Annotated in this window: 14 protein-coding genes; 4 read left to right on the top strand and 10 right to left on the bottom strand. The window is 71.8% G+C overall.

The window, feature by feature from the left end:
* Window positions 1–46 precede the first annotated feature (46 nt).
* The 3 genes from ABZX02_RS01545 to ABZX02_RS01535 all read right to left on the bottom strand — a co-directional run bounded on the left by ABZX02_RS01545 (window position 47) and on the right by ABZX02_RS01535 (window position 2822).
* Window positions 47–715 (bottom strand): Type 1 glutamine amidotransferase-like domain-containing protein, encoded by a 669-nt coding sequence (locus tag ABZX02_RS01545; RefSeq protein ID WP_355294141.1) that lies wholly within the window; start codon window positions 713–715, stop codon window positions 47–49.
* Window positions 716–827: 112 nt separating this feature from the next.
* Window positions 828–1904 carry a BtrH N-terminal domain-containing protein gene (locus ABZX02_RS01540; protein ID WP_355294140.1) on the bottom strand — a complete coding sequence of 359 codons (1077 nt, stop codon included), beginning with the start codon at window positions 1902–1904 and terminating at the stop codon, window positions 828–830.
* A 201-nt stretch (window positions 1905–2105) separates the two neighbouring features.
* On the bottom strand, window positions 2106–2822 hold the full coding sequence (locus ABZX02_RS01535; RefSeq protein WP_355294139.1) for a hypothetical protein: 717 nt from the start codon (window positions 2820–2822) through the stop codon (window positions 2106–2108).
* Window positions 2823–2904: 82 nt separating this feature from the next.
* On the opposite strand from ABZX02_RS01535, the gene ABZX02_RS01530 reads away from it, so the two are divergent.
* A complete protein-coding gene (locus ABZX02_RS01530) occupies window positions 2905–3258 on the top strand; it encodes a MerR family transcriptional regulator (RefSeq protein WP_355294138.1) in 354 nt (117 codons plus the stop codon).
* A 24-nt stretch (window positions 3259–3282) separates the two neighbouring features.
* Here the strand turns inward: ABZX02_RS01530 and ABZX02_RS01525 are convergent, their stop codons facing one another.
* Together ABZX02_RS01525 and ABZX02_RS01520 are read right to left on the bottom strand one after the other, a co-directional pair.
* A complete protein-coding gene (locus ABZX02_RS01525; protein WP_355294137.1) occupies window positions 3283–4182 on the bottom strand; it encodes a pyridoxamine 5'-phosphate oxidase family protein in 900 nt (299 codons plus the stop codon).
* A gap of 5 nt (window positions 4183–4187) precedes the next feature.
* Entirely contained in the window at window positions 4188–4568 is a 381-nt protein-coding gene (locus tag ABZX02_RS01520) for a DsrE family protein (protein WP_355294136.1), read from the bottom strand.
* Between the two features lie 147 nt (window positions 4569–4715).
* Between ABZX02_RS01520 and ABZX02_RS01515 the strand changes: the two genes are divergently transcribed.
* Window positions 4716–5660 (top strand): PDR/VanB family oxidoreductase, encoded by a 945-nt coding sequence (locus ABZX02_RS01515; RefSeq protein WP_355294135.1) that lies wholly within the window; start codon window positions 4716–4718, stop codon window positions 5658–5660.
* A gap of 10 nt (window positions 5661–5670) precedes the next feature.
* Here ABZX02_RS01515 and ABZX02_RS01510 read toward each other — a convergent pair whose 3' ends face one another.
* Window positions 5671–6243 (bottom strand): helix-turn-helix domain-containing protein, encoded by a 573-nt coding sequence (locus ABZX02_RS01510; protein ID WP_355294134.1) that lies wholly within the window; start codon window positions 6241–6243, stop codon window positions 5671–5673.
* A gap of 166 nt (window positions 6244–6409) precedes the next feature.
* On the opposite strand from ABZX02_RS01510, the gene ABZX02_RS01505 reads away from it, so the two are divergent.
* Window positions 6410–7639, top strand: coding sequence for an MFS transporter (locus ABZX02_RS01505; protein ID WP_355294133.1), 1230 nt, complete (start codon window positions 6410–6412; stop codon window positions 7637–7639).
* Here ABZX02_RS01505 and ABZX02_RS01500 read toward each other — a convergent pair.
* From ABZX02_RS01500 to ABZX02_RS01490, 3 genes are all read right to left on the bottom strand, one after another.
* Window positions 7596–8759, bottom strand: a complete 1164-nt coding sequence (locus tag ABZX02_RS01500) for an LLM class flavin-dependent oxidoreductase (protein WP_355294132.1) — start codon at window positions 8757–8759, stop codon at window positions 7596–7598. The genes ABZX02_RS01505 and ABZX02_RS01500 overlap by 44 nt on opposite strands.
* Before the next feature lie 96 nt (window positions 8760–8855).
* Complete coding sequence (locus tag ABZX02_RS01495; RefSeq protein ID WP_355294131.1) at window positions 8856–9155, bottom strand: hypothetical protein; 300 nt, start codon at window positions 9153–9155, stop codon at window positions 8856–8858.
* A gap of 39 nt (window positions 9156–9194) precedes the next feature.
* Window positions 9195–12323, bottom strand: a complete 3129-nt coding sequence (locus ABZX02_RS01490) for a GH92 family glycosyl hydrolase (protein ID WP_355294130.1) — start codon at window positions 12321–12323, stop codon at window positions 9195–9197.
* A gap of 167 nt (window positions 12324–12490) precedes the next feature.
* On the opposite strand from ABZX02_RS01490, the gene ABZX02_RS01485 reads away from it, so the two are divergent.
* Window positions 12491–12931, top strand: coding sequence for a universal stress protein (locus ABZX02_RS01485; RefSeq protein ID WP_355294129.1), 441 nt, complete (start codon window positions 12491–12493; stop codon window positions 12929–12931).
* A gap of 47 nt (window positions 12932–12978) precedes the next feature.
* On the opposite strand, the gene ABZX02_RS01480 is transcribed toward ABZX02_RS01485, so the two are convergent.
* Window positions 12979–13950 carry an amidohydrolase family protein gene (locus ABZX02_RS01480; RefSeq protein ID WP_355294128.1) on the bottom strand — a complete coding sequence of 324 codons (972 nt, stop codon included), beginning with the start codon at window positions 13948–13950 and terminating at the stop codon, window positions 12979–12981.
* Window positions 13951–13955 lie beyond the last annotated feature (5 nt).

The raw sequence follows: 13955 nt of genomic DNA, 5'->3' as shown, positions 1-13955 counted from the left end.
GTCGGCCCGGTGCGCCGGCCAGCTGCGCACCGGGCCGTCCGGCAGCTCACCTCCCGCGGGCGTCGAACCTCGTCCAGTCCCCTTCGGACACGACCTCGACGGTGTCGCCGACGACCTTGATCGCCGTCTGCTCGTCGATGGCGTAGGCGGGGTCGGCGATCTCGGCGGCCCACCGCTCGGCGTCGGCCGGCGTGTTCGTCGGGAACGCGCCGAGGTGCGGGAAGATCGCGAAGTCGACGACGCCGAGGCCGCGGTCGTCCGGCGCACCCGCCCACTCGACGAAGTAGCTCCCGATCCGCGGCGCCAGCACCATGCTCCCGGCGCTCACCCCCACCCAGACCTTCCCCGACAGGGACGGCAGCAGGTCCGCGAGCCCGGACTCGCGCATCCAGTGGCACAGGTAGGTGGCGTCACCGCCGTCGACCAGGAGCACGTCCGCTTCCTCGACCCACGAGACCCAGCGCTCACCGACCGTGGGCAGCGCGGTGAGCTCCAGCAGGCCGAGCGACGCCCAGCCCAGGCCGGAGAAGTGGCTCCACCGGGGCTCGGCGGCCACGAAGCCCCGCGCCGACGCCGGCCCGCACAGCGGGTGGCCCCACTGGGCCGTCGGGACGCAGAGCGCGTGGCACTCGGAGATCGGCTTGCCGAGCAGCTCCACGAGTGCCGCGTGGATGCTCGGGTTGGTGACACCGCCGGACGTGAGCAAGAACTTCACCGCTGTCTCCAGGATTCCGCGAAGGGCGTGGCCACGTCTGCAGACCGCGCACCCGTCCGGAACTCATCGCCGAACCGGGAGCGTGGTGCCGGGCACCACGCTCCCGCGGCACTCAGTCCACGACCGACTTCAGCCGCGCGATCGCGTCGGTCTCCGCCTCGTGCAGCTCGGCGAGCTGCCTGCCCATGTCCGCGAACTCGGTCGTCCCGGCGAGCGCGTGCCACCGCTCGCCGATCTCCCGCCAGCGCGGTGCCTCGCCGGAATGCCCTGCCTGGTCCAGGAAGTCCGCGAACAGCGGCCGCAGGTTCCCGCCGGTGACGCCGTAGCGCCCGTCGACGCCCTCCCGCACGCTCTGCAGCGCGAGGTCGAGGCCCTTGCCGTCGGCGAACACCTTCGGCCACGCCTTGGCGGCCTTCGTGTCGGTCATCATCCGCGACCACTTGCGCCAGGCGGGCAACGAGAACGAGTCCGACTTCTGCGACAGGTGCGCGACGACGTCGCGCAGGCCCTCGCGGACCGCCGCCTCGACGTCAAGCACCCGGTCCGAGTCCGTGACCACCAGCGCCTGGTTCTTCCAGCTGCCGACGCGCGCCACGGCGCGGTCCAGGTCCTCGCGGGCCACCGTGAACGGCGCGAGGTTGCGGTCGTCGAGGTACACCTGGTCGCCCGCCGCCGCGTAGGCCACGACGGGGTGACCGCCGTGGCCGTCGAGCGCCTCCGGGAGGTCCCAGTAGCCGATCTGGTAGCGGTCGGGCCACACCATGACGGCGTTGCCCGCGTCGAGCTGCCCCGTCAGCCACGTCTGCGCGGCCTTCGGCGCGGAGCGGTGCCACTGGGCCTCGACGCCCAGGCGGGTGAGGACCTTCTCGGTGCGGCGGGTGACGTACTGCCACGAGTTGCTGAAGCCGATCGTGACGTGGCGGCTGTCGTCGTGCTGGAACTCCCACAGGATGTAGCCCGCGCCGATCCCGCCGCCGATGCCGAACAGCAGCGCCTCGGTCGTTCCGGTGATGCCCCGTGCGGTCAGCATCGCATGCAGACCGGCCGCGTCGGGGTCGGTGCCTCCGCGCAACGTCCAGCCGCCGGCCTGGGACGTGCCGGTCAGGTGGGCCAGTGCGGTGGTGTAGCGCTCGCCTGTCTTAGCCATGCGGGCGCGGACCTGCGCCTTGAGCTGCTTGCGTGACGTCATCGCGGAACTCCTCGGCCGTCGCCACCGACATCCGGACCCCACGCGTCCCGATGTCACGACGGCCTGGGTTCAGGCATGACGAGGACGACGTCCCGAGGCGCACAGGTCCCCTTTGCCCCCGCGAGAGCCAGGTGGCGTGGACACCCGGTCAGGAGGTTCGGCGCGGAACTCGCCGGACCGGATCATAACCGACCGGGGCGCCTACTTCTTGAGCCTGCGGCTCCCGGCGTGCCAGTCCTCCACCTCGCCGGTCTCCTGCGCGCCGACGCCGAACGACGGCAGCTGCGGCTGCTCGCGCAGGCTCCGCTTCAGCTCGGCGAAGCCCGGGAACCGCGCGAGACCGACGACGTGGTCCCACAGCTCCACCGCCTGTTCCTCGTCCGGCATGCGGCTGATCACCGGCCCGAAGAACGCGACGCCGTGCGGCGGTTCGAAGTGGATGATCGGCGTGCCGACGTCCTTGCCCGTCAACGACAACGCCTCGTCGGACTCGGCCTGGATCTCGGCGTCCCGCGACGTGTCGTCCAGCGCCGCGGCGAGCGACACCGGCAGACCCGCGTCGGCCAGCGCGTCGACGGCGAGGTCCCCGGTGGCCTGCCAGCCGCCGCCGTCCTCGGGCGCGGTCTCGAAGACGCGGGCACCGAACGCGGCGTAGAGCCGCCCGACCGCCTCGCGGCCGTGCTGCTCCCGCACCGCCGACGCGACCCGCAGCAGCCGCAGGCCCGCGGTGTGCTGGGCCTCGTACTCCGGCGGGAAGTGGGCGGCGTAGTCGACGTGCGCGTTGATCTGGCGCAGGGAGATGAACCGCCAGTCGGCGGTGAGGCCGCGCCGCGCCTGGACGAGCCTGATCCACTTGCTCGTCATCCAGGCGAACGGGCAGACCGGGTCGAAGTAGAAGTGGATGTCGGAGTTGCTCACGAGTGTCCTTTCAGGATTCGCTGACGTGTTCTAGGCTCCAACCTTGACATCAATATGAAGGCAAGTTGTTCCGGGAGCCGTGATGAGGATCAAGGAGCTGTCCGACCGGACCGGCGTGTCCGCCCGGCTCCTGCGCTACTACGAGGAACAGGGCCTCATCGAGCCGCGGCGGCGCGAGAACGGCTACCGCGACTACGACGAGCCCATGGTCGCGAGGGTCGAGCAGATCCGCAGCCTGCTGGGCGCGGGCATGACGACCGAGATCATCCGGGCGGTGCTCCCGTGCCTGGCCGAGGCGGCCGACTCCCGTTACCCGGCACCGGACTTCGTGAACCGGGTCCGCGAGGAGCGCGACCGCCTGGCCGAGCGCCTCGACCACCTGGCGCGCAACCTCAAGGCGATGGACGACTACCTGGACGCCGTGTCCCGGAGCTGACCCGCCACCACCATTCGCTCGCGATCAGTTGAAGCGCGAGTACACCGGCTCGGTCCAGCCGGAGGGGAAGGCGTTCTCGGTCCGGATCGCCTCGGCGACGCGGAAGACCGTCCGGTGCCCGTTGGCCGGGCCGTCCTGGTCCCCGGACGCCCAGCGGACCTCCGCCGTGCCCGTCAGCTGCAGGACCGCTCCCGACTCCCAGTCCGGGAAGAGCAGGCCCGCCACCGGGTTCGAGGTGAGGTTGCCCGCGGTCATCATCATCGCGTTGCCCACGTAGTCGGGCCAGGTCAGCTCGGTGGGCGAGACGACATCGACGAAGCCCGGGTTGCCGCCGCGGTGCGAGACGTCCACACCGCCGTTCGCGGCCGTCGCGATGAAGAACGTGTCGGCGTTCGCCACCAGGAGGGACTCGCCCGGGTCGAGCGTCGTGCTCCGCCGCGCGACGGGGTGGAAGCCGCCGGGCTCCTGTGTGAGGACGCGGGCCTGGATGTACTTGGGGCAGTTGCCGAACGCCTGGTGCACGTCGACCTCACCGCCGCCGGGCACCGGCCGCCACCGCCCGTTGATCCGCAACCTCTTGCGCATCACCAGGTCGATGGCGAGCGTGCCCACGTCCGCCTCCTCCCGGAGGACCTCGGCCAGGGGGTCGGTCGGCACGACGGTCGCGTTCGCGCGCACCGTGTGCGCGTCCACGGCCGACAGGAAACCCTCCGGTCCCGCGAGGGTGGTGGCCCAGGGCCGTCCGTCGCGGTCCTGGGCACCGAGCACCAGCACCTGCTGGCGGGTCAGGAAGTCGAACGCCCCGCGCGGGACGGTGTCCGAGATGATGGGCCGGACCCTCGCCGCCAGCTCGGTGAGTCCGGCCACCCGTTGCGCTTCGAGCTCGCCGGGGTGGAAGGCGAGCCGGTCGACGAGGTCGGCCACGGCGGTCAGAAGGTCAGGACGTGGTAGCCGGACAGCACCAGTTCCCTGATGCTCGCGCCGGCGGGGATGCCGGGCGCCTGGTTCTGGCTCAGCTGCGTGACGTTCTCGCCCTCGACGCTCTCGGTCGCGCCGAAGACCGTGGCGCAGCCGGCCGACGCCACCGTGGCGACCTGCTTCTTCACCGCGGTGTACAGCTCGTGCGCGGGGTGGGCCGGGTCCGCGAGCACGGCGGGCCAGCGGGTGCCGGTGCCCTGGAACACCACCAGGGCCTCGCCGCCCTGCCCGAACTCCCAGGCGGTGGCCAGCGCGTTGACGACGCGGCCGAGCGCCTCCTCGGTGCCGGTCGACGGGTCGGACAGCACCACAACTGCGGTCTTGCTGGTCATGGACTTGCTCCTCTTGAGGGGTGGTTCGGGTGACGCCCTCCACAATTACCGAACGATCGGTAAATTACAAGGTGAGCAGGAACACGCCTCCCACCTGCACACATTTTTTTACCGTACGTTCGGTAACACCGAACCCGAGGAGCTCCCATGACCATCTCGCCCACTGCCACGCCCCTGGCCGTCACGGTCGCCGCCCGCACCGCCGCGGCCACCGACGTCGTGGCCCTGACGCTGGTGTCCGCCGACGGCCGCGACCTGCCCGCGTGGCGGCCGGGCGCGCACGTCGACGTGACGCTGCCCGGCGGGCTGACGCGCCAGTACTCGCTCTGCGGCGACCCGGACGACCTGTCGGCCTGGCGCGTCGCGGTCCTGCGGGAACGGGAGTCCCGGGGCGCGTCCGCGTGGCTCCACGAGCACGCGCACGAGGGCGTCGCGCTCACCGTCGGCGTGCCCCGCAACCTCTTCGCGCTCGAACCGGCGAACGGTTACGTGTTCGTCGCGGGCGGCGTGGGCATCACACCGGTCCTGCCGATGATCACCGAGGCCGAGCGCGCCGGCGTTCCGTGGACGCTCTGGTACGGCGGGAGGAGCGCGGCGTCCATGGCGTTCGCCGACGAGCTCGCCGGGTTCGGCGACCGGGTCCGCCTGTTCCCCCGCGACACCGCGGGCCGCGTCCCGATCGCGGACGTCCTGGGCAGGCCGGCGGCGGGAACAGCGGTGTACTGCTGCGGACCCCGGTCCTTGGTCGACGCTGTCGAGGACGCCTGCCGCGCCTGGGAACCCGGCACGCTGCACGTGGAACGCTTCACCTCAGCGGAGCCCGAGGGGGACACGAGCTTCGAAGTCCACTGTGTACGGTCCGGAGTGGACGTCCGAGTCGACGGCGACGTCTCGGTGCTGGACGCCCTGCTCGCCGCCGGCGTCGAGGCGGACTACTCGTGCACCCAAGGGTTCTGCGGCACCTGCGAGACCAGGGTGGTCGAGGGCGTGCCGGACCACCGCGACGACTACCTCGACCACGACGTGGCGCCGGACACGATGATGATCTGCGTGTCGCGCTCGCGGTGCCCGAGGCTGGTGCTCGACCTCTGATCCCGCGCCGTCAGGAGCCGGCGGTGCCGGGCAGCAGGATCCCCGGCATCGCCGCGATGCTCTCGGCGAACGCGTCGTGCTCCCCCATCACCCGCCCCAGCACCAGCGCGCCCTCGATGCGCAGGAAGGCGTCCCTGGCGGCGCGGGAGGCCTCCTCCGGGCCGCGCCCGGCCCGCTGCGCCGCCTCGGTCATGACGTCGATCCACGTCTTCGCGAGTCCGCGCGCCTGCTCCCGGATCTTCTCCGGAGTGCCCGCCAGGGTCATGGTGTCCAGCACGCAGGACAGCGCGCCCGCGCCGTAGAAGTCCCCGAGCCTCCGGGCCGTCTCGGCCATCCCCCGCGCGACGTCCTCGTCCTCGCGCATCGGCGCCAGGATCCACCGGAACCGCTGCCCGACCTGGGCGAGGACCGCCTCGGCCATCTCCTCCTTGCCGTTGGGATACCGGTGGTAGAGGCTCGCGCGCTGCAGCCCCGAGGCGGCCGAGAGGTCGCCGATCGCGGTGCCGTCGAAGCCCTTCTCGCGGAACACCGCGATCAACGCGTCGAGCAGGGCGGCCTCGTCGATGGAGGGTGGTCGTGCCATGCCGCCAGTTTACCGAACATTCAGTCAACTACGCGGCGAGCGACGCACGTCTCACCGCGGCGGCTTGCCTTCTCACTGATGTGAAGGTTCGACGCTTGCCGGAGTACCGCAGCCGCGGCACGCCGGCCCGGGCCCGGAAAGGCCTGGCACAGCTGAAGGAACGCTCATGACCACCACCCCGGAACGGACCGCACCGGTCCGCGCGGCACGCCTGCCGCTTCCGGCTCTCACCGCCCTGTTCACCGCGGGGTTCATCACGACGCTCACGGAGGCGCTGCCCGCGGGCGTGCTGCCCCAGATGAGCGCGGCGCTGCGGATGTCCGAGTCCGCGACCGGGCAGACGGTCACCGTCTACGCCGTCGCCACGTTCCTGACCGCGATCCCCGTCGCGGTCGCCACCAGCCATTGGCCCCGGCGGCGCCTGCTTGTGGTCGCGCTGCTCGGGTTCCTCGTCGCGAACCTCGTCACGGCCGTCTCGCTCGACTACACCGTCACGATGGCCGCGCGGTTCGTCGCGGGCGCCGCGTCCGGCGTCACGTGGAGCCTGCTCGGCGGCTACGCCCAGCGCCTCGTCCCCGACGAGCTCAAGGGCCGCGCGATGGCGTTCGCCTTCGCGGGCACTCCGGTCGCGCTGTCCCTCGGCGTGCCGCTGGGGGCCTTCCTCGGCCAGGTCGTCGGCTGGCAGCTCACGTTCGGGCTCGTCACCGCGCTGTCCGCGCTGCTGGTGGTGTGGACGCTCTGGAAGCTCCCCGACTTCGCGGGCCAGAAGGCGGAGGAACGCCTGCCACTGCACCACTTGTTCCGGTTGAAGGGGTTGCGGACCATCCTGCTCGTCACCGGGCTCTACGTGCTCGCCCACACGATCCTCTACACCTACATCGCGCCGGTGCTCGCGGGCGTCGGTCTCGCGGACCAGGTCCAGTGGGTCCTGCTCGACTTCGGCATCGCCTCCATCGTCAGCATCTGGCTCACGGGCCTGCTGGTCGACCGGCACCACCGCCGGCTCGTCCTGGCCAGCACGGGCTTCTTCACCGTCGCGGCGGCGGCGCTGTCGGTCGGCGCGGCCGACCCCGTCGTGGACTACGTCGCCGTCGCCGCCTGGGGTCTCGCGTTCGGCGGCGCGGCCACGTTGTTCCAGTCGGCGCTGATGGTCGCGGCGGGCAGGCACGCCGACGCGGCCCAGCCGATGATGGTGACGACGTGGAACGTCGGCATCGGGCTCGGCGGGCTGGTCGGCGGCCTGCTCCTCGCGGGTCTCGGCAGCGCGTCGCTGATGATCGCCGTCGTGGGACTGGTCGCGGTGACCGTGCTCGTCGTGCTCTTCGCCCGCACCCACGCCTTCCCGGGCCGGGTCAGGACCGGTCGAACTCCGGGATCAGCTCGCCGATCAGCCTGATGCTCGTCATCACCTCGTCCGCCCCGATCGGCCCGATCTGCTGCAGGCACATCAACCGGTCGATCCCGAGGTCCGCGTACTCCCGCAGCTTCTTGCGGCACGTGTCGGGGCTGCCGACGATCAGCGACTGCTGCGCCGACAGCACCTCGAACAGCTCGTCCTCGGGGACGTCCTCGCCCTGGATGATCCGGCCGATCACGAGCTGGGCGTCGGTCGGGACGGCGGCGGCCTCGGCGCGCAGGAACTCGCCGGTGAGGCCGCCGTCGCCCGCCGCGAGGATGTCCTGGTGGCGCTGCATGGTCGCGGCGAACTCGGCGGCGGCGTTGAAGAAGCGCAACGCCGTCACGGTGTACCAGGCAGCGGCGGCGGCCGCGCCGTTGCGCATCGCCTGCTCGTCGGTCTCGGCGCAGTGCACGAAGGTGAAGTAGGCGACCTGGTTGTTGACGAAGGAGCCCACCGGCGCGGTGCACTCGGCGGCGGCCGCGCGGTAGAGGTCGATCATGCGGGCGACCCGGTCGATCGACTCCCAGATCGTGGTGCCGAGCACGCCGACGCCGCGGCGGCCCGCCTCCTCGAACGACGTCGGGGAGGCGGCGGCCTGCCACAGCGGCGGGTGCGGGCTCTGCAGGGGCTTCGGGATGATCGAGACATCCGAGATGTCGTAGTGCTCGCCGCGGTGGGAGAACCGGTCGGTGGTCCACATCTTCGGCACCATCTCGAACGCCTCCGCGGTCTGGGCGCGGGCGTCTGCGGGCTCGATGCCGAAGAGGTTCCACTCGGGGATGGTGGAGCGGGTGAGGCCGAGCTCGACGCGGCCGCCGCTGAGGTGGTCGAGGGTGGCGGCGCGCTCGGCGACACGGATCGGGTGGTTGAAGCGGCCCGGGGCGAGCACGGCGGCGTGGCCGAGCCGGATGCGGGAGGTCTGCTGCGACAGGGCGGCGAGCACCAGCTCCGGCGCGGAGGACAGGCTGAACTCGCCGGCGCCGTGGTGCTCGACCTGCCACCAGCAGCCGTAGCCGAGCTCGTCGGCGAGCCTGGCCTGGTCGAGGGCCTGGCGGAAGCGGAACTGCTCGGGGGCGGGACCGGGGTTCTGGATCTCGTTGAACAGGTCGATCTTCATCGGCACACCCTCAGCTCGTGCGGACACCAAGGCTGATGTCTCTCTGAGCGACCGGGCCGTTACGCGGGCGGCACGAAAGCCCGCGCAACGGAGCAGTCACCTCAGCAGGAAGGCGTCCACGATCGTCTGGGTGACCGAGTTGCCCGCGATGTCCCGCGCGGAGGCCCTGAGCGACACCGAGGTGACGCCCTTCGGGTGGGTCAGCACGGTGACCCACTTCCCGTTCCCGCCCAGCACCGGCCCGGAACCGGTGAGCACGACCCGGTCGCCGGTGACGAGTGTGATCGTGCGGCCCTGATCGGCCCCCGGTGCGGCGTTCGCCTGTGCCACCGGTCCGACGAGGCCGGTCGCCGCGATCACGGCGACCGCGACGGACCGTCTCCACCTGTCGCTCATACGCCCCTCCAGAGATCTCCGGCGCCCGGTGTTCGCGGGTCAGCCGGTGCCGATCGCGAACAGGTGGAGCTGCTTGTCCACGGCCAAGGTGACGCCGGCGATCGCTTTTCCTTCCGGCGCTTGGAAAGGAGCGGTGGCGAACACGAAGGCCGGGCCGGTGCCGCCCCCGTTCACGTTGCGGTAGCGGGGATGCGCGACGACGGTGTTGCCGAAGACCGGGTTCTCCGGACTGCCGCCGGGCAGCACCCAGTCGCCGAAGGACATGTCCGCCGGGGCGGTCGTGCCGTCGGTGAACGTGACGGTGGCGGTGCCCCTGTGGTCGCCGTTGCTCGCGGCGCCCACGAACACCAGGCGCGTCGGAGCGCCGGCCAGCGCGACGGTCTGGCCGTTCGCGGCGACGTTGTCCGGACGGCCGGCCGGGGCGGCGGGCCAGGTGAACCGGGTGCCCGCGACCTCGACCTCCTTGCCACCGGTGAGTCCCGCCTCGGCGAGCGCCTGGCGGGAGAAGCTGTTGCCGGCGCCGTCGAGGTTGGCCTGCGACTTGTCGTTGTCGTCGGAGACACCGGTGTTGTCGTAGCGGGTGACGAGGCTGCCCTCCGGCGCGACCAGCACGGTGACCGTGGTCGTGACGGTGCGGTCGTCGCCCTTGATGGTCAACGGGATGTCGTGGTAGCCGTCGGGTGCGGTCGCGCTCACCTGGAAGCGGGCCTGGCCGTCGTCGAGCCGGAACCGCTGCGGGCCGGTGACGGTGATGCCGGGTGGGGGTGCGCTGGTGACGCTCACGGTCCGGTCGTCGCCGGCGAGCCTGCGCGCGGACACGGTGAACTCGGCGGTGCCACCGGGACGCGCGGTGATCATGCTGGTGGCACTGGCGAGGAAGTCGTGCTCACCGTCGCGGTAGGACGGTGGAGCCTCGTCGGTGTCGGTGGCCCACTTGCGGGCCGGCTCGGTGCCGAGGTCGAAGTCGAGCCGGCCGCCGGTGGCGACGAGGGTGCGGGGCAGGCCGGTGCGTTCGTGGTCACGGCCGTCGAGGTCCAGGTCGTGCACGTACATTGCGGCGGCGGAGGCCTGGGGAGCGTTGATGGTCAGGTCGCGGCCGGGCAGGTCGAGCACGATCCGCGGGAACAGCGGGCTGTGCACGGCGAGGTCGGACGTGCCGGGCGTCGCCGGGTACAGCCCGAGCGCGGCCCAGACGTACCACGAGGACTGGGCGCCGAGGTCGTCGTTGCCGGGTTCGCCGTCCGGGGTGGCGTCGAACAGGGTGGTCATGATCTGCCGGACCACCTGCTGGGTCCGCCAGGGCCGCCCGGCGTGGTTGTAGAGCCACGGGATGCCGAACGCGGGTTCGTTGCCCGCCCACATGTACGGCTTGAACGGGCCCGCGTTGAGCTCGGTCGTGAACGTGTCGAGGCGCGCCGCCGCGGCGTCCCTGCCGCCCATGGCGGTGATCAGGCCGGCGGGGTTGTGCGGCACCATCCAGCTGTACTGCACGGAGTTGCCCTCGTCGAAGCCGTCCTGGCCGAACCCGCCGGTGGGCGGGGTGAACGCGGGACCGTCCGGGAAGCGGCCGTCACCGCCACGCGGCTGCACGTGCGCGGTGGCGGGGTTGAACAGGTTCTGCCAGTTCTGGCCGCGTTTCGTGAACTCCGCGGCCGTCGCGCGGTCCCCGGCGGCCTTCGCGAGCTGGGCGATGGCGAAGTCGTCGACCGACCACTCCAGGGTGATCGAGGCGCCGACGCGGTTGTGGTCGCCGCGCGCCACGTCGGTGTTGGGCAGGTAGCCGCGCCGGACGTACTCCTCGATGCCGGGCCGTTCCTGGTACGCGCCGGGCGTGGTGTCGACGGTGGTCGCGCCCTTGACGAGGTACCTCAGCGCCGTCTTGAGGTCGAAGTCCCTGGCGCCGTAGGCGTGCAGGTTGGCGATGAGGGGGACGCCGCTGTCGCCGGTCATCTGCCCGGTGTAGTCGTTGGCGAGCGGCCAGCGCGGCCACCAGCCGCCCTGCACGGCGTCGTTGACGAGCGACTGCGCCATGTCACTGGCCTCGCGCGGCCACAGCATCGCGTGCAGCGGCGCCAGGCTGCGGTAGGTGTCCCAGTCGGAGAAGTTCGCGTACTGCGTGCGGCCCGCGGGCAGGGTGTGGATCTCGTCGTCGAAGCCGATGTAGCGGCCGTCCACGTCGTTGAACGTGTTGGGGTGCATCAGCGAGTGGTAGAGCGCGGTGTAGAACGTCTTGAGCTCGTCGGTGTTCGTGCCGGCGACGCGGATCTTGCCGAGTTCGGTGCGCCACTTGGCTCTCGTGTCCGCACGGACCCTCCCCGCGTCCCAGTCCGGGATCTCCTGGGCCATGTTGCGCTTCGCGCCGTCCACGCCGACGTACGAGAGGGCGACCTTGGCCTTGACCTGTCCGGCAGGGAAGCTCAGGTACGCACCCGCGCGCGGCGCGCTGACGCTGCCGTTGCCGGGGCTGACCGAGGTGCCGTCCCAGGTGCCCTTGGCCGTGAAGGGCCGGTCGAAGGTGATGGCGTAGTAGACGGTGTACTTGTTGGGCTTGCCGCAGAACCCGCCGGTGCTCGCCGAGCCGGTGATCGTCCTGTCGTCCTCGACGGTCACCTGCGCCCCCGTGTTGCCCGACAGGCTCGCCCCGCCCTTGACGAGCACGTGGCCGTCGGCGGGCAGCGTGAACGTGGCGAGGCCGGTGCGGGTGGTGGCGGTCAGCTCGGCCCGGACCTGCGAGTCCTCCAACGTCACGGCGTAGTGGCCGGGCTCGCCCTGCTCGGTGGAGTGCCGGTACCGCTCGACCCGGTCCCACGGCTTCTCGCCCAGCTCACCGGTGACGGGGAGGATCGGCACGTCACCGAACGCGCTGCACCCCACGCTGGCGTGCGTGAGACTGAAACCTCGGATCTTTTCGTTGTGATACTGGTACCCCGCGTACGAGCCGAGCGTGTCCGGCGAGAACTGCAGCATGCCGAACGGCACCGACGGTCCGGGAAAGTTGTTGATCTCCCCCACCGTCGCGTTCGCCTTACCCGTGCCGATGAACGGATCCACGTAGGCCGTCGGGTCCGCCACCAGCGCGGGCGGAGCCGCCGCCGGGTCCGCCGAAGCCACCAGCGGAGCCGCGAGCACCAACGCGACCGCCGTCACCACGACTCTGCTGCAGCGCATACATCGGAACTTTCAGCACCCTCACCCAGCTGTCAACGTTGTCTCCGCGTATTTGGCTCGTTCCGGACAGTGATCGGCAGTGCGGATCGGCTCCCCCGGCTCGTGACGTTCGTCCCTGCCCGCGGCGACACCCCGCCGCCACGCTGGACGCGAGCAGAGGAGCAGGCATGAGGGCACCGGTGATCCTGGTCGGCGTCGACGGCTCGGCGGAGTCGTGCGCGGCACTGCGCTGGGCGATCGAGCAGGCGGCCGGCCACGGCGGCACGCGCGTGGAGGCGATGCTGGCCTACCACCGCGAACCGGCGGTCGTGCCGGCGATGCCGCTGGGCCTCGCCCCGTACGCGCTACGCCGTCACCCCGCGCGCGAACTCCACGACGCCGTGCAACGGGTGCGCGCCACCGTCGCCGGCGCACCCGACGTGGCCGAGTGCGTTGTCGTCGGCGACGCCGCCGAGCACCTGGTCGAGGCGTCGAAGCACGCCGCGCTGCTGGTGATCGGTACCGGCGGACCGGCCTCGCACCGGGTGGCGGAGCGGTGCCTGCGGGACGCCGCGTGCCCGGTCGTGGTCGTCCCGCCCGCCAACGGGCACAGCGCGTTGTCGAGGTGAACCTGGCTCGTCGAGCCGAGCTGCGGCGAGGCGTACTTGTCCGCCGTCTACGCCGTGCTCGGCTGAATGCCGAACAGCGCGGATGCGTTGCCCCAGGCGAACTTCTGCCGGTCAGCGGCCGAGTCGAACTCGTCCAGGAAGGCCGTGATCTCCTCCCGCGACGGGTGCTGGAACGGGTAGTCGGTGGAGAAGATCAGGCGGTCGGCGGTGGTCACCGACAGGGCGTGCCGCAGCAGCGCGGGGTTGAGCATGCCCGAGGTCGTGATGTGGAAGTTCGACCTCAGGTAGTCCGCCACGGACCGCTCCAGTCCGGCGACGCGGGCCAGGCTGTCCGCGCGGTCGACCCAGAACAGCAGCACCTCGCCCCAGTGCCCGAGCACCAGTTGCAGTTCGGGGTGGCGGTCGAAGGTGCCGCGCAGGATCAGGCGCAGGGCGGCGAGGCCCGCGTCGACGTGCCAGCCCCAGCCGAACGTCGCGAGCGCCAGGTCGGTCGTCGGGTCGAAGCCGCGGTACGAGGCGTCGCGCAGGGCCGCCGACGGCAGCTGCGGGTGGAGGAAGACCGGCTGGCGCAGTGCGGCCGCGGCGGCGAAGAACTCGTCGTAGGCCGGGTCGTCGAGGAGCAGGTCGCCGGACCTGCCGTAGACCATCGTGCCCACGTGGCCGAGGCCGGCGGCACGTTCCAGCTCGGCGGCGGCCGCGTGCGGGGCCGACATCGGCAGCGTCGACAACGCGCGGAACCGGTCCGGGTGGGCGGCGACGGCCTCGGCGGCCACGTCGTTCGCCCGGCGGCTGAGTTCCACCGCCTGCGCCTCGGGCAGCGCCTGGGTGCCCGGCGGGGTCTGGGCGAGCACCGCGATGTCGATGCCCTGCGCGTCCATGGTCGCGATCCGGCCCTCGCCGAGGTCCCGCAGGCGCTCCTGGTGGTCGCCGAGGTCGTTGAACGCCAGGCTCTCGTCGCGGTCCGCCACGGCGGCGGCCAGCTCCGGCAGGACCCAATGCTCCTCGATTCCGATCAGCACGGTGG

It is taken from the genome of Lentzea sp. NPDC003310 (assembly GCF_040610935.1).
Taxonomy (GTDB): Bacteria; Actinomycetota; Actinomycetes; order Mycobacteriales; family Pseudonocardiaceae; genus Lentzea.
The sequence above is the reverse complement of the archived record's forward strand: the minus strand, read 5'-3'. Positions and strand labels throughout refer to the sequence as shown.

Excerpts from the sequence above, each read along its gene's own strand:
- ABZX02_RS01540 (WP_355294140.1), bottom strand. The coding sequence starts at position 1,904 with ATGACGTCACGCAAGCAGCTCAAGGCGCAGGTCCGCGCCCGCATGGCT.
- ABZX02_RS01495 (WP_355294131.1), bottom strand. The coding sequence starts at position 9,155 with ATGAGCGACAGGTGGAGACGGTCCGTCGCGGTCGCCGTGATCGCGGCG.
- ABZX02_RS01510 (WP_355294134.1), bottom strand. The coding sequence starts at position 6,243 with ATGGCACGACCACCCTCCATCGACGAGGCCGCCCTGCTCGACGCGTTG.
- ABZX02_RS01500 (WP_355294132.1), bottom strand. The coding sequence starts at position 8,759 with ATGAAGATCGACCTGTTCAACGAGATCCAGAACCCCGGTCCCGCCCCC.
- ABZX02_RS01505 (WP_355294133.1), top strand. The coding sequence starts at position 6,410 with ATGACCACCACCCCGGAACGGACCGCACCGGTCCGCGCGGCACGCCTG.
- ABZX02_RS01485 (WP_355294129.1), top strand. The coding sequence starts at position 12,491 with ATGAGGGCACCGGTGATCCTGGTCGGCGTCGACGGCTCGGCGGAGTCG.
- ABZX02_RS01520 (WP_355294136.1), bottom strand. The coding sequence starts at position 4,568 with ATGACCAGCAAGACCGCAGTTGTGGTGCTGTCCGACCCGTCGACCGGC.
- ABZX02_RS01515 (WP_355294135.1), top strand. The coding sequence starts at position 4,716 with ATGACCATCTCGCCCACTGCCACGCCCCTGGCCGTCACGGTCGCCGCC.
- ABZX02_RS01530 (WP_355294138.1), top strand. The coding sequence starts at position 2,905 with ATGAGGATCAAGGAGCTGTCCGACCGGACCGGCGTGTCCGCCCGGCTC.
- ABZX02_RS01490 (WP_355294130.1), bottom strand. The coding sequence starts at position 12,323 with ATGCGCTGCAGCAGAGTCGTGGTGACGGCGGTCGCGTTGGTGCTCGCG.